Source organism: Aliiroseovarius sp. (assembly GCF_965228805.1).
GTDB lineage: Bacteria > Pseudomonadota > Alphaproteobacteria > Rhodobacterales > Rhodobacteraceae > JASBTN01.
Window position 1 is genome coordinate 3,801,428 of sequence record NZ_CBDDIE010000003.1, and the last position, 18,291, is coordinate 3,819,718.

The 18,291-nt window shown below is 64.3% G+C and carries 17 protein-coding genes; 9 read left to right on the forward strand and 8 right to left on the reverse strand.

What is annotated here, in order from left to right; all coding sequences use genetic code 11:
* The first annotated feature begins 28 nt into the window (after positions 1–28).
* The 3 genes from ACO07D_RS19790 (at position 29) to ACO07D_RS19800 (ending at position 1,490) form a co-directional block, all read left to right on the forward strand.
* Complete coding sequence (locus tag ACO07D_RS19790; protein ID WP_421704645.1) at positions 29–286, forward strand: type II toxin-antitoxin system HicA family toxin; 258 nt, start codon at positions 29–31, stop codon at positions 284–286.
* The gene (locus tag ACO07D_RS19795) at positions 283–645 is read left to right on the forward strand and encodes a type II toxin-antitoxin system HicB family antitoxin (protein WP_421704646.1); all 363 of its coding nucleotides are present in this window, start codon (positions 283–285) and stop codon (positions 643–645) included. The genes ACO07D_RS19790 and ACO07D_RS19795 overlap by 4 nt, the downstream gene beginning before the upstream one ends.
* Before the next feature lie 242 nt (positions 646–887).
* Positions 888–1,490, forward strand: coding sequence for an OmpW/AlkL family protein (locus tag ACO07D_RS19800; protein WP_421704647.1), 603 nt, complete (start codon positions 888–890; stop codon positions 1,488–1,490).
* 74 nt (positions 1,491–1,564) lie between these two features.
* Here the strand turns inward: ACO07D_RS19800 and ACO07D_RS19805 are convergent, their stop codons facing one another.
* From ACO07D_RS19805 to ACO07D_RS19815, 3 genes are all read right to left on the reverse strand, one after another.
* Complete coding sequence (locus tag ACO07D_RS19805; RefSeq protein WP_421704648.1) at positions 1,565–2,728, reverse strand: isovaleryl-CoA dehydrogenase; 1,164 nt, start codon at positions 2,726–2,728, stop codon at positions 1,565–1,567.
* Positions 2,729–2,897: 169 nt separating this feature from the next.
* On the reverse strand, positions 2,898–4,091 hold the full coding sequence (locus ACO07D_RS19810) for a DegT/DnrJ/EryC1/StrS family aminotransferase (RefSeq protein WP_421704649.1): 1,194 nt from the start codon (positions 4,089–4,091) through the stop codon (positions 2,898–2,900).
* Between the two features lie 54 nt (positions 4,092–4,145).
* Positions 4,146–4,826 (reverse strand): HAD-IA family hydrolase, encoded by a 681-nt coding sequence (locus tag ACO07D_RS19815; RefSeq protein ID WP_421704650.1) that lies wholly within the window; start codon positions 4,824–4,826, stop codon positions 4,146–4,148.
* 130 nt (positions 4,827–4,956) lie between these two features.
* On the opposite strand from ACO07D_RS19815, the gene glmU reads away from it, so the two are divergent.
* From glmU to ACO07D_RS19845, 6 genes are all read left to right on the forward strand, one after another.
* A complete protein-coding gene (glmU, locus tag ACO07D_RS19820; RefSeq protein ID WP_421704651.1) occupies positions 4,957–6,303 on the forward strand; it encodes a bifunctional UDP-N-acetylglucosamine diphosphorylase/glucosamine-1-phosphate N-acetyltransferase GlmU in 1,347 nt (448 codons plus the stop codon).
* Positions 6,304–8,121 (forward strand): glutamine--fructose-6-phosphate transaminase (isomerizing), encoded by a 1,818-nt coding sequence (gene glmS / locus ACO07D_RS19825; RefSeq protein ID WP_421704652.1) that lies wholly within the window; start codon positions 6,304–6,306, stop codon positions 8,119–8,121. It abuts the gene before it with no gap.
* Between the two features lie 9 nt (positions 8,122–8,130).
* A complete protein-coding gene (locus ACO07D_RS19830; RefSeq protein ID WP_421704653.1) occupies positions 8,131–8,682 on the forward strand; it encodes a pyridoxamine 5'-phosphate oxidase family protein in 552 nt (183 codons plus the stop codon).
* Positions 8,679–9,383: a DNA alkylation repair protein gene (locus ACO07D_RS19835; RefSeq protein ID WP_421704654.1), complete on the forward strand. Its 705-nt coding sequence runs from the start codon at positions 8,679–8,681 to the stop codon at positions 9,381–9,383. The genes ACO07D_RS19830 and ACO07D_RS19835 overlap by 4 nt, the downstream gene beginning before the upstream one ends.
* A 101-nt stretch (positions 9,384–9,484) precedes the next feature.
* Entirely contained in the window at positions 9,485–10,492 is a 1,008-nt protein-coding gene (gene moaA / locus ACO07D_RS19840; protein WP_421704655.1) for a GTP 3',8-cyclase MoaA, read from the forward strand.
* A 4-nt stretch (positions 10,493–10,496) separates the two neighbouring features.
* Positions 10,497–11,612, forward strand: a complete 1,116-nt coding sequence (locus tag ACO07D_RS19845) for a THUMP domain-containing class I SAM-dependent RNA methyltransferase (RefSeq protein ID WP_421704656.1) — start codon at positions 10,497–10,499, stop codon at positions 11,610–11,612.
* A gap of 68 nt (positions 11,613–11,680) precedes the next feature.
* Here ACO07D_RS19845 and ACO07D_RS19850 read toward each other — a convergent pair whose 3' ends face one another.
* The 5 genes from ACO07D_RS19850 to ACO07D_RS19870 are packed head-to-tail and all read right to left on the reverse strand — an operon-like array spanning position 11,681 to position 18,197.
* Positions 11,681–12,847, reverse strand: a complete 1,167-nt coding sequence (locus ACO07D_RS19850) for a M20 aminoacylase family protein (protein ID WP_421704657.1) — start codon at positions 12,845–12,847, stop codon at positions 11,681–11,683.
* Between the two features lie 27 nt (positions 12,848–12,874).
* On the reverse strand, positions 12,875–14,221 hold the full coding sequence (locus ACO07D_RS19855; protein WP_421704658.1) for an NAD(P)/FAD-dependent oxidoreductase: 1,347 nt from the start codon (positions 14,219–14,221) through the stop codon (positions 12,875–12,877).
* Positions 14,218–15,378 (reverse strand): acetylornithine deacetylase, encoded by a 1,161-nt coding sequence (gene argE / locus ACO07D_RS19860; RefSeq protein ID WP_421704659.1) that lies wholly within the window; start codon positions 15,376–15,378, stop codon positions 14,218–14,220. Before argE ends, ACO07D_RS19855 begins: the two co-directional genes overlap by 4 nt.
* A 16-nt stretch (positions 15,379–15,394) precedes the next feature.
* Positions 15,395–16,339, reverse strand: a complete 945-nt coding sequence (locus ACO07D_RS19865) for an endonuclease/exonuclease/phosphatase family protein (protein WP_421704660.1) — start codon at positions 16,337–16,339, stop codon at positions 15,395–15,397.
* A 37-nt stretch (positions 16,340–16,376) separates the two neighbouring features.
* Positions 16,377–18,197, reverse strand: a complete 1,821-nt coding sequence (locus tag ACO07D_RS19870) for a dipeptide ABC transporter ATP-binding protein (RefSeq protein ID WP_421704661.1) — start codon at positions 18,195–18,197, stop codon at positions 16,377–16,379.
* Between the last annotated feature and the right edge of the window lie 94 nt (positions 18,198–18,291).

Genomic DNA, 18,291 nt, shown 5'->3' on the forward strand with positions numbered 1-18,291 from the left:
CTTAGACTGGACGGAAAAGGACACCTTGATGGTTTCTTCAAAGCAAGCCCGCACTCTTGCGGCAATCTTCGCCACTCCTGTTCGTGCGGATATCCGCTGGACGGACGTTGAAAACCTCTTTCTCGCGCTAGGCGCGGAAATCAAACAGGGATCGGGCTCCAGAGTCCGCGTCTCACTGAACGGGCGGCGTATGGTCTTCCATGAGCCCCACCCACAACCCACCATTGTCAAGGACGCGGTGCGATCCGTGCGTCGCTTTTTGACAGAAGCAGGAATAAGTCCATGAAACCCTATAAGGGATACAACGCGACGGTTTCTTTCGACGAAGATGCCCTGCTCTTCCATGGTGAAGTTCTGGGTATTCGCGACGTGATTACCTTTCAGGCGCGCACCGCCGAAGAACTGCCAAAGGCATTCCACGAAAGTGTTGACGACTACCTGGACTGGTGTGCTGAGGATGGTGAGGAGCCGGAAAAGCCCTACTCCGGCAAACTGGCGTTCCGAACCACGCCCGAGCATCACCGTCTGATTTCCGACGCAGCGGCCGCCAGCGCAAGCTCCATCAACCAATGGATGGACACCACTCTGGCCAAAGCCGCTCGCGAAATCCTTGAAAGCGGGACACGGCGTATTCGGGACGCCTGAGACCACCCCGTCGCGCTTTGCGAGTTCCCCTCGGGCAGTTAGCCTTAGGCGGCCCCTCAATATATTTGCGCCTCTATATGCGAAAATCACAATTCTGGTATGCATCAGTGGAATACCCCTGTTTTCATTGGGCTTTCGCACCAACAGGCCGTTACCAAACTGTTACCAATTTGATCTGGATCAGAGAACGTCGTTGCACCTGCAACGACGCTTTCCCCACAAAACTTAGAATAGGGAAAGATATGAAACACCTGTCCGCCAAGCTCGCGATGTCCGTCGCCTTTGTCGCCCTCGCAGGCCCCGTGGCTGCGCAATCCGCCGGGGATTTCACCATCGGCCTGGGCTTTGCCAGCGTGGCCCCGAAATCCGACAACGGCACGGTCAATGCAGCCGAGGCCACGATCAGCGAGAACACCCAGCTGTCGCTGACCGCCGAGTACTTCATCCGTGACAACCTGGGCATCGAGATCCTGGCGGCCACGCCGTTCTCGCACAACATTTACCTGGATGGTGTTGCCTCGGCCACGACCAAGCACCTGCCGCCCACCGTGTCGCTGAAGTACCACTTCCCGACCGGTGGCGCGCTGACCCCATTTGTCGGCCTGGGCGTGAACTACACCGTGTTCTTCGAGGATGACATCGCCGGGGGCGATCTGCGCCTCAAGAACAGCTGGGGCCTGGCCGCAGCTGCGGGCGTCGATTACCAGATCAGCGACACCGGCGCGATGCGCCTTGAGGTGCGCTACATGGACATCGACAGCGAGGTCTTCCTGGACGGCGCCTCCATCGGCACCGCCCATATCGATCCGTTCGTGTTCAACGTGGGTTACGTTCACCGCTTCTGATCCTTGCAAACTGCGGGAGGGCCTGGCCTCCCCGTTTGTTGCCCGCGCGATCCCCTCGGTCGCGCGGGTTTTTCTTACTTCATCGCCGACATCAGCTCGCGGCCGATCAGCATGCGACGGATTTCCGAGGTGCCCGCGCCGATCTCCATCAGCTTGGCGTCGCGGAAGATGCGGCTGACGGGGCTTTCGTTCATGAAACCCATGCCGCCCATCGCCTGCACCGCCTGGTGGGCGACTTTCATCGCCTCCTCGGAGGCATAGAGCACACAGGCTGCCGCGTCCTGGCGGGTGACCTCGCCACGATCACAGGCCTTGGCGACCTCATAGACATAAGCGCGGGCCGAGTTCATCGCGGTATACATGTCGGCGATCTTCGCCTGCATCAGCTGGAAATCCCCGATCGGTTTGCCGAACTGCTTGCGCTGCGCCATGTAGGGCATGATCTCGTCCAGGCAGGCGGCCATGATGCCGGTGCCGATGCCCGAGAGCACCACACGTTCGTAATCTAGACCGGACATCAGCACGGCGACGCCTTTGCCTTCCTCGCCCAGCACATTTTCAAACGGCACCTCGACATCTTCGAAGATCAGCTCGGCGGTGTTGGATCCACGCATGCCCAGCTTGTCGAAATGCGGGCTGGTCGAAAAACCAACCATGTCCTTTTCGATGATGAAGGTGGTGATGCCCTTGGGACCCGCGTCGGGGTCGGTCTTCGCGTAAACCACCAGCACATCGGCGTCCGGGCCGTTGGTGATCCAGAACTTGGTGCCGTTCAGCACATAGTATCCGTTGCGCTTTTCCGCCTTCAGCTTCATCGACACGACGTCCGAGCCCGCGCCCGCCTCGGACATGGCCAGGGCACCGACCTTTTCGCCCGAACACAGGCCCGGCAGGTATTTGGCGGCCTGCTCCGGGGTGGCGTTGCGGCGGATCTGGTTCACGCAGAGGTTCGAATGCGCGCCGTAGGAGAGCGAGACCGAGGCCGAGGCGCGGGCGATTTCTTCCACGGCCACCACATGGGCCAGGTAGGACATGTCCGACCCGCCATATTCCTCGGGTGTGGTCACGCCCAAAAGGCCCAGATCACCGAACTCCTTCCACAGCTCGTTGGGGAATTCGTTCTGCGCGTCCACCTCGGCCGCAATAGGCTTGATGCGATCCTGGGCAAAACGATGCACCATCTCGCGCAGCGCGTTGACGTCTTCACCAAGGTCGAAATTCATCGTGTGATTGAACATGGGGCCTCTCCTCTGGGCGGTATTTCTAGCTGCCGAGGGCATGATCGGCATTATTGAACGCTTGTTCAGTTCGTAAGGCACAGGCACGATTCGGGTCAATAAGGACGCCACGTCGCGAGATTTCGCCGAAGTGGAAGTTCCGCCCAGCGGCACCGCCGGGCAGCAGGTTTCAACCGCCCTGAAACACTGTACCGACCTCGGCCCGGATGATCCGCGCGATCAGGGCGCAGTCGTCAAGCGAGAAGGTCAAGGGCAGGCGCAGGTCCAGGATGCCTTTCAGAACCCGGTCACTGGCGGGCATGGGTTCGGACGGCGCATAGCGCCAGCTGTCATAGCGCGAGGTGAACCCGTTGGGCTCGGCACCGCCGAACCATTTCAGCTCGACGCCCCTGTCCGCACAACGGCGCACCACATCGTTCACCGCCGCGGCGCTCCAATCCAGAAGCAGGAACTGGAAGGAGGACATGACATAGTCCTCCGCTTGAGGCCGTTCGATCACGGTCAGGCCGGGTATGTCACGCAGCCCCTCCTCGACCACGCGGTAGCGCGCATTCCAGGCGTCGCACTGCTCCCACAGTTTCGCCAACTGCGGGCGCAGCACGGCGGCACGCAGATTGTCCATGCGGCCCGAGATATTGGGGGTCACGTATTTGACCTGTTCGAACACTTCCGGCTCCGGCGCGGCCAGGTGACGTTCATAGAGCATGTAGCTGCCCGACAGCATCACCGCGCGGGCCATCAGCTCCGGGTCATCCGAAATCAGCAGCCCGCCCTCACCGGAATTCGCGTGCTTGTAGGTCTGGGTCGAGTAGGCCGCCATGACCCCATGACGCCCGGACAGAACCCCGTTCCAGCGCGCGCCCATCGTGTGGGCACAATCCTCAATCACCTTGACCCCGGCCCCGTCACAGAGCGCCATCAGCGCCTCCATGTCACAGATATGCCCGCGCATATGCGACAGGAGCAGCACATCGGCCTGATCCAGTTTCGCGGCCAGATCATCCAGGTCGATCACCAGCGCCTCGGTCACGCCAACGAACACCGGCACCGCACCAACCGAGGCAATCGCCCCCGGCACCGGCGCCAGGGTAAAGGCATTTGTCAGCACCTTGTCGCCCGGCCCCACCCCGACCGCGCGCAGAGCGGTGGCAATGGCGTAACCGCCCGAGGCCACCGCCAGCGCGTAATTCGAGCCCATCAGGGCCGCAAATTCCTGTTCAAGCAGCGCGGCCTCGGACAGCTCGTCGCCCAGCGTATTGTACCGGTGCAGCCGCCCGCCCTGCATGACACGGAGGGCCGCTTCGATCCCCTCGTCCGGGATCGGCTCCTGCTGGGTGAAAGACCCTGTGAATCGCTCAGTCATGGCGCGCAGACTGGGCGCGCGCGACCGGAAGGTCAAAGGAAAAGCCGAAACGCCTCAGCCGATCAACCCGCGCACCACCCAGTCCAGATCGTCGTAATGGTCCAACAGCGCTTCGGGCGCCAGGGCTTCGACCCCGCGCCCATCCGGTCCGAAGGTGACCAACACGGACGGCACACCCACCGCGCGCGAAGTATTGCGGTCGGTTTCCGTGTCACCGATCAGCACGGACCGCGACACCACGCCCCCGGCCCGTTCCACCGCCGCCACATAGGGCGCAGGATCGGGTTTGCGGGTTGGCAAGGTGTCCGCCCCCACCAGCGAGGCAAAAAGGTCGCGCACGCCTAGGCGGGTCATCAGGGTCTCGGCCAGGCCCTCGGGCTTGTTGGTGCAGATGCCGACCGCATAGCCCGCCCCGCGCAACCGCTCGACCGCCGCCACGCATCCCGGGTAGAGCACGGTGTGCCGGTCGATATCCGCCTCATAGGCCGCCAGAAGGTTGGGAAACTCGCGATCAACCTCAGCCTCGACCTCAACACCCTTGCCCGCGCCCAGGCGCGTGAACCCCAGCCGCAGCATCGCCCGCCCGCCACGAAACGCCGTCGCGGCATCCGCCACCGGGTCCAGCAGGTCGCCATGGCCCAGCACGCGAAAACAGGCATTCGCCGCCGCGATCAGATCCCCGGACGTATCCGCCAAGGTCCCGTCCAGATCGAAAATCACCGTTCTCTTGCTCATACCCGCAGGCCCCTTTTCGGCAAAGCCCCGCCGCCCCGTGTTACAGGTCGAAAGGGAAATTGATGCCCCGCCCCTTGCGGGTAATGGCATTAGGGTTAAAACGAGCCCGAACGAAATTGAAGAGCAGATCATGTCCACAGCCCTAATCATTCTTGCGGCGGGCAAAGGCACCCGCATGGAAAGCGACCTTCCCAAGGTCATGCACGAGCTGGGTGGCGCGCCGCTGTTTACCCACGCCTGGACCCATGGCCGCGCGCTGGAGCCGACCCGCACGGTGATCGTCGCGGGCCATGGTGCGGAGCTGGTCGAGAAGGCCGCGCGCGACATCGACCCCGAGGTCACCGTCGTGGTACAGGAGGAGCAACTGGGCACCGGCCATGCCGTACTCCAGGCCCGCGCCGCGCTGGAGGGGGTCGAGGGCGATGCAGTGGTGCTCTATGGTGACACGCCCTTTACCGGGGAAGAGACGCTGGCCCGCCTCGTTGAAGCGCGCAAGACCGCAGACGTGGTCGTGCTGGGGTTTGAGGCCGCCGACCCGGGCCGCTATGGGCGGTTGGTGATGGAGGGCAACCGCCTGGCACGCATCGTGGAATTCAAAGACGCTTCAGATGAGGAACGCACCATAAGTCTCTGTAACAGTGGGGTTGTTTGCGCGGATGCGGCAACTCTGATGGAGCTGCTGGACGGCGTGAACAACGACAACGCGGCGGGCGAATACTACCTGCCCGATGTGGTCGCCGTGGCAAATGCCCGTGGGCTGACCGCCACCGCCGTCACCTGCGACGAGGGTGAGACCCTGGGCATCAACACCCGCATGGAACTGGTTGAGGCAGAACGGATTTTCCAGATCCGCGCCCGTCACCAGGCGATGGAGGACGGCGCGCTGCTGCAAGCGCCGGACACCGTGCATTTCTCGGCAGATACGGTGATTGGGCGCGATGCTGTGGTGGAGCCCAACGTGGTCTTTGCCCCCGGTGTGACGGTGGAAAGCGGCGCGCGTATCCGGGCCTTTTCGCACCTTGAGGACTGCCACGTGTCCAAGGACGCCATTGTCGGCCCCTACGCCCGCCTGCGTCCGGGAACGGAGCTCGCAAACGGCGCCAAGATCGGCAATTTCGTGGAAATCAAGAACGCGCAGATCGGTGAAGGGGCGAAGGTCAATCACCTCTCCTACGTGGGTGATGCCACGGTGGGCGAAGCGGCCAACCTGGGCGCGGGTACCATTACCTGCAACTACGATGGCGTGATGAAACACCGCACCACCATCGGCGCGCGGGCCTTCATCGGCTCGGACACGATGCTGGTCGCGCCCGTGACCGTGGGCGACGAGGCGATGACCACCACCGGCGCGGTGATCACCAAGGACGTGCCCGCAGGTGCCATGGCAATCGCCCGCGCCGAACAGGTGAACAAGCCGGGTCTGGCAGTGAAGTTCTTTGCACGCCTGCGTGCGCTCAAGGCGAAGAAAGGCAAGTAAATGTGTGGAATCGTTGGTGTTCTGGGCAACCACGAGGTCGCCCCCATCCTGGTCGAAAGCCTGAAGCGCCTGGAATATCGCGGCTATGACAGCGCCGGCATTGCCACCATCAATGGCGAGGGAAACCTGGACCGCCGCCGCGCGGTGGGCAAGCTGGTGAACCTGTCGGACCTGCTGGTGCATGACCCGCTGCGGGGCAAGGCCGGGATCGGCCACACCCGCTGGGCCACCCATGGCGCGCCGACCACCGACAACGCCCATCCGCACCGCGCGGGCCGCGTGTCGGTCGTTCATAACGGCATTATCGAGAACTTCCGCGAGCTGCGCGAGGAACTGGCCGAAGACGGCATTTCCTTTGTCACGGAAACCGACACCGAAACCGTCGCGCTCCTGACCAGCAGCCTGCTGGACAAGGGGATGAGCCCGTCCGAAGCCGTGGCAGAAACCCTGAAACGGCTCGACGGAGCCTTTGCGTTGTGTTTCCTGTTCGACGGCGAACACGACCTGATGATTGCCGCCCGCAAGGGCTCGCCGCTGGCAATCGGCCATGGCGAGGGTGAGATGTTCGTGGGTTCGGACGCCATCGCGCTGGCGCCGATGACCGACCAGATCACCTATCTGGAGGAAGGCGACTGGGCCGTGATCACCCGCCAAGGAGCCGAGATCTTCGATAAGATGGGACGCCTTGCCAACCGGCCCAAGAAACAGGTGCGCCTGGACCAGGCCCGGATCGAGAAGGACGGGCATAAACACTTCATGGCAAAGGAAATTGCCCAGCAGCCCACCGTGGTGGGCGAGGTGGTGAACGCCTATGTACGCGACGGGCAGATCGCGATGGACCTGGGCTTCAACTTCGCCGATGTGGACCGCCTGTCGATCGTCGCCTGCGGCACGGCCTTCTACGCCGGTCTGACCGCAAAGTACTGGTTCGAACGCTACGCCCGCCTGCCCGTCGACATCGACGTCGCCAGCGAGTTCCGCTACCGCGAGGCGCCCTTTGCCCCGCGCACCGTGGGCGTCTTCGTCAGCCAATCGGGCGAGACCGCCGACACGCTGGCCGCCCTGCGCTACACCACTGGCAAGGCCGACCGCACCGTGGCGCTGATCAACGTGCCCGAAAGCTCGATCGCCCGCGAAAGCGACGTGGCGGTTGAAATCCACGCGGGTGTCGAAGTCTCGGTCGCCTCGACCAAGGCCTTTACCTGCCAGCTGACCACCTTCGCCATCATGGCGCTGAAGGCGGCGCATGAACGTGGCCACATGGACGGTGCGGAACTTGCCACCCGCCTTGCCGAGCTGCGCCAGCTGCCCGGTCTCATGTCCCATGCGCTGACCATCGACGAGGCCGTCGCCAAGGTCGCCCGCAAGCTGGCCCTGGCCCGTGACGTGCTGTTCCTGGGCCGGGGACAGATGTTCCCGATGGCCCTGGAAGGCGCATTGAAACTCAAGGAAATCAGCTATATACACGCCGAAGGCTATGCGTCCGGAGAGCTGAAACACGGCCCCATCGCGCTGGTCGACAAGGAAACCCCCACCGTGGTCATGGCGCCGCGCGACGGGCTGTTCGACAAGACCGTATCCAACATGCAGGAGGTCATGGCCCGTGGCGGCCGCGTGCTGCTGGTGTCCGACGCCAAGAAGGGTGACCGCGCCGCCGAGGGGGCCTGGGAATGCCTGACCCTGCCCGACGCGCCGGAGCTGATCCAGCCGATCCTCTATGCCGTGCCCGCGCAGCTGATCGCCTATCACACGGCGATTGCCAAGGGCACCGACGTGGACCAGCCGCGCAATCTGGCCAAGTCGGTGACGGTGGAATAAGCTCACCCCATGGCCACACAGTTCCCCCGGATCGAGGACCCGCATCGCCGCTTCATCGAAGCCCAACACATGTTCTTCGTGGGCTCTGCCGCGCCCGAGGGGCGGGTCAATGTCTCGCCCAAGGGTATGGACAGCCTGCGCGTGCTGGGGCCGAACCGCATTGCCTGGCTGAACTTCACCGGGTCGGGCAACGAGACCGCCGGTCACCTGCGCGAGGCCAATCGCATGACGCTGATGTGGTGCGGCTTTGAACGCCAACCGCTGATCCTGCGCGCCTATGGCTCTGCGCGCACGGTCCACGCGCGCGATGCGGATTGGGCCGAGCTTTCGGCGCTCTGGGACGCCCCTCGTGGCGCACGGCAGGTCTTTGACATGACGGTCGAGATGGTGCAGAGCTCCTGCGGATACGCGGTGCCCTACATGGAGTTCGCGGGCGAACGCGACACGTTGAAGGGCTGGACCGCTCAACGGGACGATGCCGCGCTTGAAGATTATCAACGCGACCGCAACCTGACCACAATCGACGGGCTGCCCACCGCCCTGTTCGGAGAAGACGAATGACACTTGATGACGCCCTGGCCGCCCTGCGCGCCGAAATCGTACCCGGCCGCGCAGAAGGCCAGGCGGAATATCACAAGCAGAGCCGCGAGGTTCTGGGCGTTCCGAACCCGGCGATCAATGACCTGACCAAGGCCTGGCGCGCGGCGCTGTCCGTGGACGAGCGTGTGGCCCTGGCCCAAGCGCTCTGGACCACCGACATCTTCGAGGCCCGCCTGGCCGCCGCCAAGCTCTTGACCCAGGCCCGCATCCGCCCCGATGACGCGGCCTGGTCGCTGATCGCGTCGTGGTTGCCGGATTTCGACAGCTGGGCCATCGCCGATCACGCCTGCATGGCTGGGCAGAAACGCCTGGTTGCCGATCCGTCCCGCATCGACGAGGTCGAGGCCTGGACAAAAAGCGACCACATGTGGACCCGCCGCGCGGCCTTGGTGATCACCCTGCCCTGGACCAAGCAGAACTTCCCCAAACCCGAAGAAGAAGCGGTGCGCGACCGCGTGCTGGGTTGGTGCGAGGGCTATGTGGAGGACGGCGACTGGTTCATCCAGAAGGCCATCGCCTGGTGGGTGCGCGATCTGTCGAAGCACGACCCGGACCGCGCGCGCGCCTTCCTGAAGGCACATGGCAAGCGGCTGAAACCCTTTGCCCGCAAGGAAGCGGAAAAGTACGTCTTCCCGCCGAAGAAGAAGACACCCGAGGCGTGATCCGCGTCCGGGCCCTTCATCGCGAATCCTGCATATTCACAAGGCGGTGGCACGTCGTCGCAGCCCTTGCGGCGCCCTGCCCACAGGCGTAAATTCCCCCCATGGAAAACGCGCCTCTCATCGACCCGTTCAACCGGGCCGTTACTTATCTGCGGCTGTCCGTCACGGACCGCTGCGATTTCCGCTGCACCTATTGCATGTCCGAAAACATGACCTTCCTGCCCAAGCGCGACCTGCTCTCGCTTGAGGAACTGGACCGTCTGTGCACCACCTTCATCGGGCTGGGCGTGGAGAAACTGCGCATCACCGGGGGCGAACCCCTGGTGCGCAAGGGCATCATGACCTTCTTCGACGCCATGTCGCGGCACCTGAACAGCGGGGCGCTGCGCGAGCTGACCCTGACCACCAATGGTTCGCAGCTGCATAGGTTCTCGGATGACCTTTATGCGGCGGGGGTGCGCCGGGTGAACATCTCGCTCGACACGCTGGATGAAGAAAAATTTGCCAAGATCACCCGCTGGGGCCGCCTGCCCCAGGTGCTGCGCGGCATTGATGCGGCGCAAAAGGCCGGGCTGCGCGTCAAGATCAACGCGGTGGCGCTGAAGGGGTTCAACGAACCCGAGCTCGACCAGATCATCGACTGGTGCGCCGAACGCGACATGGACCTGACCTTCATCGAGGTCATGCCGATGGGCGACATGGGCGAGGAAAACCGCCTGGACCAGTTCTGGTCGCTGAAGGACCTGCGCGCGCGTCTGGCGGAACGCTTTACCCTGACGGACCTGGCGGAACGCTCCGGCGGCCCCGCCCGCTATGTGCGGTTGGAGGAAAGTGGACAGAAGGTCGGCTTCATCACTCCGATGACCCATAATTTCTGCGAAAGCTGCAACCGCGTGCGACTCAGCTGCACCGGCCAGCTTTACACCTGCCTGGGCCATGACGGCATGTCCGACCTGCGTGCGCCCCTGCGTGCAAGCGACTGCGATGACCACCTGGCCAACGCCATCCGCACTGCCATCGGCATCAAGCCCAAGGGCCATGATTTCGACTACTCGCGCCAAGAGGTGCAAGGTCAGACCATCCGCCACATGAACCACACCGGCGGCTAACACCTTGTCAGAACTCGACATCTTCCTGGTCGTGCCCCCGGGGCTGGAACAGCTCCTGGCAGAAGAGGCACGCGAAAAGGGCTTCGCCCTGCCCGAGGTCTCGCGCGGTGGCGTCACCGTGCGGGGGGACTGGCCCGAGGTCTGGCGCGCCAACCTTTCCTTACGCGGTGCCACCCGCGTGCTGGTGCGCGTGGGCAGTTTCCGCGCCATGCACCCGGCGCAGCTGGACAAACGGTCGCGCAAGTTTCCCTGGGGCGAGTTCCTGTGCCCCGACGTGCCGATCAAGGTCGAGGCGACCTGTAAACGCTCGCGCATCTACCACGCCGGCGCCGCCGTGCAGCGGGTGGAAAAGGCGATCGCCGACACCCTCGGCGCCCCGATCGTCAAGGAGGCCGAAAAGGCCCGCATCCAGCTGAAGGTGCGCATCGAGGATGACCTCTGCACCTTCTCGGTCGATGCGTCGGGCGAAAGCCTGCACAAGCGCGGGCATAAACAGGCGATGGGCAAGGCGCCGATGCGCGAAACACTCGCCGCGCTCTTCCTGCGCCAATGTGGCTACCGGGGCGATGAACCGGTGCTGGACCCGATGTGCGGCTCGGGCACCTTCGTGATCGAAGCGGGAGAGATTGCCGCAGGGCTCGAACCTGGCCGTGCCCGCCACTTTGCCTTCGAGGACCTAGCAACCTTCGACGCCGACGCCTGGGCGGCGATGAAGACCACCACGCAGGCGACCGCGCCGACCCATCGCTTCTACGGCTCCGACCGCAACGCAGGGGCGGTGAAGATGGCGACCGACAACGCCACCCGCGCGGGCGTGGGTGATTGGGTCAGTTTCGCCGAGAAAGCCGTCTCTGACATCGAACCGCCCGACGGTCCGCCCGGCCTGGTCATCGTCAACCCGCCCTACGGCGCGCGGATCGGCAATCGCAAACTGCTCTTCGGCCTCTACGGCTCGCTGGGCAAGACCCTGATGGAGCGGTTCTCCGGCTGGCGCGTCGGCATCGTGACCTCAGACGGAGGGCTCGCCAAGGCCACCGGCCTGCCCTTCCTGCCCACCACGCCGCCCGTGGCCCATGGCGGGCTTAAGATCACGCTCCACCGGACCGATCCCCTGCCTTAACCCTTTCATCTTTCCCAAAATATCCTGGGGGGTTTGGGGGGCTAGCCCCCCAATCCTACCTTGCGGGTCTACGCCGTCGGCATGCGGCTTTCGATGATCTCCGCCCACCAGGAGCAGCCCGCCGGAATGGCATTGTCGTCGAAGTTGTATTCCGGGTGGTGCACGGCGGCGGTATCGCCATTGCCGACCAGGATATAAGCGCCGGGGCGGCTCTCCAGCATATAGGCGAAATCCTCGCCGCCCATGATCGGCGGCACTTCCTGGGTCTCCTTGCCGGTCACCTTGGCAGCCACATCGGCGGCAAAGGCGGTCTGTTCGTCCGAGTTCACCATCACTGGATAGCCACGCTGGAAATCCACCCGCGCGGTGGCGCCAAAGGCCGCCGCGGTGCTTTCCGCCAGCGCCTTCAGGTTCTCTTCGGCCAGGTCGCGCACGCCCGCATCATGGCTGCGCACCGTACCCTTCAGCAGCACATGCTGCGGGATCACGTTATGGGCCTCGCTTTCGGTGCGGAAAGTGCAGGTCGAGACCACAACCGGATGCAGCGGGTCGACATTGCGGCTGGCGATGGATTGCAGGGCGATGACGATATGGGCGGCGACCAGCGTCGTGTCGATCGTTTCATGCGGCTTGGCGGCGTGGCCACCCTTGCCTTCGACATGAATTTCGAACTGGTCCGCAGCGGCGAAGAAGGCGCCGGGGCGGATTGCAAACTCGCCCAACGGCAGGCCGGGCATGTTGTGCATGCCGTAAACTTCCTGGATGCCGAACCGCTCCATCATGCCGTCATCGACCATCTCCTTGCCGCCACCGCCGCCTTCCTCGGCGGGCTGAAAGATCACGACGCAGGTGCCGTCGAAATTGCGCGTCTCGGCCAGGTATTTCGCGGCCCCCAGCAACATCGCCGTATGCCCATCATGGCCGCAGGCATGCATCTTGCCCTCGACGGTCGAGGCATACTCCACCCCGGTCGCCTCAAAGATCGGCAACGCATCCATGTCCGCGCGCAGCCCGATGACCTTGCCAGAGCTATCGGACTTGCCCTTGATCACGCCCACCACACCGGTGCGGCCGATGCCGGTCACGATTTCATCCGCACCAAACTCGCGCAGCCTTTCTTCGACCAGGGCCGAGGTGCGATGGGTGTCGAACAACAGCTCCGGATGGGCATGGATGTCACGCCGCCACTCGGTGATCTCCGGTAACAGCTCGGCAAAACGGTTCTTGATCGGCATTTTCTCTCTCCTGTTCGTGTCTTGTCTTCAAAGGTTGGGGCCGAGTTCCAGTTTCGAGCCGTCTGAAAAACGGCTCAGCCGGAAACGGCCCAGGTCATGGCGCGGATCGAGCCCGCGCGCGAGGTCTGCGGTGATGCGGCCAAAGGCGGGGCCAATGCCGAAGCCGTGGCCGCACATGCCGGTGCAGGCGATCAGCCCCGGCAGCGCGTCGACCCGGTCCACCACCGGCACCACATCGGGCATGACGTCGATCATGCCCGCCCAGGCGCAGACAATCTCGGTCGGTCCAAGTTGCGGGAATGTCGCCGAAAAATCGCGCGCCATCTTGCGGACCTTACCCGCGTTCGGGGCCGGGTTCAGCACGCGCATCGCCTCGAACGGGCTGGGGTCGTCCAGCGCCCAGCGGCGGGGCGTGCGCCAGGCATCGGGATATCCCCGTGGCGACATCGGCAGGTACCGCGTGCCCAGCGGGTCGGCCAGGAGCTGCGGCAGGAACTGCTTGAACACACGGAAGGCATCCGGCCCCAGGAAGAGCTCGTGAAAGCCCGAGGCGGCCAAGGTATAACCGCCGCTCAAACGGCGCCGGAAGGCCAGTCGACCATCGACCGCCCCGCCGGCAAAAACCTCGGGCATTGGCGCGGTTTGCGCCACGGTAGCGCGCACGGACAGCTGGGGGATCGACACTCCGTGGCGGCGCAACAGCAGCGAGGACCAGGCACCGCCCGCCAGCACCACCTGTTCGGCCTTGACCCGCCCGGCTTCCGTGATCACGCCGGTGACCTGCCCCGCCTCGATATCCAACCCGCGCACCGCGCAGTCCTCGCGGATCAGCGCGCCCTCCTGCGCGGCCAGCCGCGCCAGGGCGGGCACCGCCACGAAGGGTTCGGCCCGCATGTCCATTGAGGTCCAGAGCGCGCCGGGCCAATTACGCGCCGCCCCCGGGATCAACTCGGACGTTTCCCGACGGCCGAGCATGCGTGTGTCCAGGTCATGGGCAAGCGCATTGGGCATCCAGCCCTCAAAATCCTCCACGTCCCGGTCACTGTCGGCCAGATAGGCCACGCCGGTGCGTTTCAGCCCGATATCGGTGTCCACCTGGTCGGCCAATTCGCGCCAGAGCCCGCGCGCCTCCAGCATGATCGGGATCTCGGCCGGGTCGCGCCCCTGCACCCGGATCCAGCCCCAGTTGCGGCTGGATTGTTCGGCGGCGATACGGCCCTTTTCGAGCAAAACCACCCGCTTGCCCGCCCGCGCGAGGTAAAGCGCGGTGGTCACCCCGATTACGCCGCCGCCGATCACCGCAACATCACAGGCCTCAGGCAATTCCGCTGCGTGTTGGATAGGTTGCGCGACAGAGATCGGGAAGGGCTTCATCGCAAATGCTCGATCAGTTTCTGCAGAAAGGCCCAGCCGCGGTTGAACTCCTTCACGGTGATGAACTCGTTGGGCTGGTGGGCCTGTTCGATATTGCCCGGACCACAGACCACGGCGGAATAGCCGCCATCCTGGAACTGTCCGGCTTCGGTCGCGTAGCTGACCACGTGGGAGGCATTGTCGCCGGTCAACTGCCGCGCCAGCAGCTCAGCCGCACCGTCTTCTTCGGGGCGTAGACCTGGCACGGCGAAACGGTCATTCACGTCGATCCGGGCATCCGGATGCACCGCCTGCATGGCGGCCTCGATGCGGCGCACCTCGTCCATGTAGAGCGCGCGCCAGGTCTCGGGCTCCTCGGTCGGCACGCAGCGGAAGGCCATGGTAAAGATACAGTCCTTGGCGGTGATATTGTTGGCCGTGCCGCCATGCACCTCGCCCACGTGGGAGGTGGTCCAGGGCGGGTCGAACATGGCGGCGATGGGATCCTTGTCGGCACGGGCCACCTTGTCATTCATGCGGTTGGCCCAGTCGATCAGCCGCGCGGCTTCATGCACCGCCGAGACGCCCGTGTGCATGATCGAGCTGTGCACCTCATGTCCGCGCACGTGGGTTTCCAGCCCCAGCCCGCCCTTGTGGCCGGTGACCACCTGCATTTCGGACGGCTCGCCAATGATGGCGGCGGAGGCGCGTGGCAGACGCTCGGCCATCTCGCGGATCATGCGGGGGGCGCCGACGCAGCCAACCTCCTCATCATAGCTGAGCGCGATCTGCAGCGGGCGTTTGATCCCCGCCTCCAGCGCCAGCGGCACGGCAGCCAAAGCCAGGGCATCGAAGCCCTTCATGTCGCAGGTACCGCGCCCGTAAAGCTTACCGTCCTTCTCGATCACCTCGAACGGGTCCGTGTCCCAGGCCTGACCGGCGACCGGCACCACGTCCGTGTGGCCCGACAGGACCACGCCGCCTTCGACCTCGGGCCCGACATTGGCATAAAGGTTCGCCTTGGTGCCGTCGTCCGAATAGACCCGGTGCGCGCGCACCCCATGGGAGGCGAGGTAATCCTCGACCCAGTCGATCAGATCCAGGTTCGACACGTCGGATACGGTCGGGAAACTGACCAGTTTGTCCAAGATTTCTCGTGGGCCAAGCATTTGTTTCATAAGGGCTCTTTCAGCATCAGGGCAGACGGTAATCGCCTACCAGAGGATAGTGGTCCGAGGGCCAGGCGCCCTCGAATTGTCGGTCGATCAGCCAGGGGCCGCCCACCTGTTCGATTTGGGGGCTGTGAGCGATGCGGTCAATCGCACCGAACAGATGGGTGCCGGTGTTGAAGTGGAAACTGGCGCCGATCGCCTCGCGGATCGACAGGCCGGACCGGCGCAGGATCTGCACCGTGCGCCAGCCGGACAGCGCATTGGTATCGCCCAGGACGAAGACCATTTGCCCCCGTTCCAGCATTGGGGCGACCCGGTCGCTGACCTCGCGCGCGGCCTGGCGTTGGCGGTCCTGATCGGCGTGGTGAAAATGCACATTGTAGACCTGGAACCGCTGCCCGTCCCGCGTGGCAAACCTCGCCCATGTGCAATAGTAGGCCCAACCCTGGCGCGCGCGCAGCAGCCGGTCGATGCGGCTATCCTCGCTTTGCCCCGGCTGATCGCAGTGGAACCAGCCCTGGTCCAGAAGGCGCAGCCGGTCGCGGCGATAGAACACCGCCTGGCCGGAGGGAAAATCCGCCCCGTCCCCGGCCGCGGCCACGCCGTAGCCCGGGTTGCGCGCGCTGAGCCAGGCCAGCGCCAGGTTTTCGCCCGCACGACCCCGTTCGGGGATGGTGGCCAGTTCCTGAAAACCGATCAGGTCCGCGTCCAGCGCCTTGAAAGCCGCGTCCAGCCCGTGTTTGCGCCCCTCCCAATCGGCTAGCGACCACGGCCCCTCGGCCAGATCGGCGCGGATGAAATGCACGTTATAGGAGGCGATGCGCAGCGTCTCGGCGGCGCGGGGTGGCAGAGGCTGGCCTGGCGTACCCGGATCCGGGTGTGGGGCAGTGCAGGCAGAAAGCCATAGGGCAGAGAGCCCCACCAGCAGCGCGAGAATGCCGCGCCGGATCTGCCGCCCGCCGCTCATCGGAGCCCGTCGCGTGGATAGGCGCCCCCGGTCATGATCAGTACCCGCTGTCGGAGGTCATCACGAAATGGCCCGGGGTGACTTCCTTGTATTCAGAGGGGCCCGGCGTATAGCCAATCGGGTGAATAGGCGACGGGATCGGCTTGAAATTCAAGTCCTTTTCCGATTTGCGCCGGGTTGGGTCGGCAATCGGCACCGCGCTCATCAAAGCCTGGGTATAGGGGTGCTGAGGGTTCTCGAACACCGCAGCGCGCGGGCCCATTTCGACGATGCGGCCCAGATACATGACGCCGACATCATGGCTGACCCGTTCGACCACCGCCATGTCGTGAGAGATGAACAGGTAGCTCAGGTTCAGTTCGGCCTGCAGCTCCATCATCAGGTTCAGAACCTGCGCCTGCACCGATACGTCCAGCGCCGAAACGGCCTCATCCGCGACGATCAGTTTCGGGTTCAGGGCAAGCGCGCGGGCGATGGCGACGCGCTGGCGTTGCCCACCTGACAGTTCATGCGGGAAGCGGCGCAGGAAGCTGCGCGGCAGCTCCACACGGTCAAACAGGGTCGCCACGCGATCCTGCAGCTCCCCGCCCGAGGCGATGTTGTAGTTGCGCAGCGGTTCGGCCACCTGATCGACCAGCGTCATCTGCGGGTTCAGCGAGGCGAACGGGTCCTGAAACACCATCTGCATGTCGCGCCGCGCCTTTTGCAGCTCGGTCTGTGAAAGCGCCAGCACATCCACACCGTCCAGGGTCACCTGCCCCGAAAGCGGCTCGACCAGACGCAGGATCGACCGCCCGGCAGAGGATTTGCCGCAGCCCGATTCGCCCACCAGCGACAGGGTACGGCCCTTGTTGAGCTTGAAGGACACGTCCTCAACCGCGTGCACATTCGCCACCGTACGGCGGAAGAACCCGCCCTTCACGGGGAAGCGCGTGGTCAGGTTCTTCACCTCCAACAGCACCTCGTCCGAACCGGGAATCGGCGCGGTGTAATGCTGTTCAACGCCCAGCAGCTTCATCGGCTCGGGCGCCGCCTTGCCGGTCATGTCGCCCAATTTCGGCACCGCCGCCAGCAGAGCTTTGGTGTAATCGTGCTGCGGATCGGCGAAGATCTGTTCGACAGTGCCTTCCTCGACCTTGTTGCCGCGGAACATGACGACCACGCGGTCGGCCATCTGCGCGACCACGGCCATGTCATGGGTAATGAACATCACCGCCGTGCCGGTCTCGCGTTTCAGCCGGTCCATCAGGGCCAGGATTTCGGCCTGGATCGTGACATCGAGCGCGGTGGTCGGTTCATCGGCGATCAAGAGGCGCGGTTTGCAGGCCATGGCCATGGCGATCACCACGCGCTGGCGCATGCCGCCAGACAACTCGTGCGGGTATTGCTTAAGGCGTCGTTCGGGTTCCGGGATGCGCACCTGTTTGAGCAGCTCAATGGCGCGGGCGTCGGCCTCCTTACGGGAAAGGCCTTCGTGAAGGCGCAGGCCTTCGGTCAGCTGCCAGCCGACCGTGAAGGTCGGATTGAGCGCGGTCATCGGCTCCTGGAAGATCATACCGATCTCGTTGCCGCGAATCGTGCGCATCGAATCCTGATCGCTGTCGCGCAGGTCCATGACCCCGCCGCCCTTGCGGTCAAACAGGAGCTTGCCGTCGGCAATCTCGCCGCCGCCGAACTCCACCAGGCGCATCAGCGACAGCGACGAGACCGACTTGCCGGAGCCGGATTCACCAACGATGCAGACGGTTTCGCCCGGCATCACCTCGAAACTGACATCCTCGACACCCGTGACCGGGCCGTCCTTGGTCTGAAATTCCACGCGCAGATTGCGGATCGCGGCAATGGGCTGATCCAACATGGTCACCCCTCCCCTGATTTATCATTATGGCGGGCGTTCTGGACGCCTCATTGCCGGGCACGCTATCGCCGGGGCGGCAGAATTGTCAAATCCA

Coding starts and splice junctions, on each gene's coding strand:
- argE (WP_421704659.1), bottom strand. CDS start 15,378: ATGAAACAAATGCTTGGCCCACGAGAAATCTTGGACAAACTGGTCAGT.
- ACO07D_RS19805 (WP_421704648.1), bottom strand. CDS start 2,728: ATGTTCAATCACACGATGAATTTCGACCTTGGTGAAGACGTCAACGCG.
- ACO07D_RS19865 (WP_421704660.1), bottom strand. CDS start 16,339: ATGAGCGGCGGGCGGCAGATCCGGCGCGGCATTCTCGCGCTGCTGGTG.
- ACO07D_RS19815 (WP_421704650.1), bottom strand. CDS start 4,826: ATGAGCAAGAGAACGGTGATTTTCGATCTGGACGGGACCTTGGCGGAT.
- glmS (WP_421704652.1), top strand. CDS start 6,304: ATGTGTGGAATCGTTGGTGTTCTGGGCAACCACGAGGTCGCCCCCATC.
- ACO07D_RS19855 (WP_421704658.1), bottom strand. CDS start 14,221: ATGAAGCCCTTCCCGATCTCTGTCGCGCAACCTATCCAACACGCAGCG.
- ACO07D_RS19795 (WP_421704646.1), top strand. CDS start 283: ATGAAACCCTATAAGGGATACAACGCGACGGTTTCTTTCGACGAAGAT.
- ACO07D_RS19850 (WP_421704657.1), bottom strand. CDS start 12,847: ATGCCGATCAAGAACCGTTTTGCCGAGCTGTTACCGGAGATCACCGAG.
- ACO07D_RS19830 (WP_421704653.1), top strand. CDS start 8,131: ATGGCCACACAGTTCCCCCGGATCGAGGACCCGCATCGCCGCTTCATC.
- ACO07D_RS19835 (WP_421704654.1), top strand. CDS start 8,679: ATGACACTTGATGACGCCCTGGCCGCCCTGCGCGCCGAAATCGTACCC.
- ACO07D_RS19790 (WP_421704645.1), top strand. CDS start 29: ATGGTTTCTTCAAAGCAAGCCCGCACTCTTGCGGCAATCTTCGCCACT.
- ACO07D_RS19810 (WP_421704649.1), bottom strand. CDS start 4,091: ATGACTGAGCGATTCACAGGGTCTTTCACCCAGCAGGAGCCGATCCCG.
- glmU (WP_421704651.1), top strand. CDS start 4,957: ATGTCCACAGCCCTAATCATTCTTGCGGCGGGCAAAGGCACCCGCATG.
- moaA (WP_421704655.1), top strand. CDS start 9,485: ATGGAAAACGCGCCTCTCATCGACCCGTTCAACCGGGCCGTTACTTAT.
- ACO07D_RS19870 (WP_421704661.1), bottom strand. CDS start 18,197: ATGTTGGATCAGCCCATTGCCGCGATCCGCAATCTGCGCGTGGAATTT.
- ACO07D_RS19800 (WP_421704647.1), top strand. CDS start 888: ATGAAACACCTGTCCGCCAAGCTCGCGATGTCCGTCGCCTTTGTCGCC.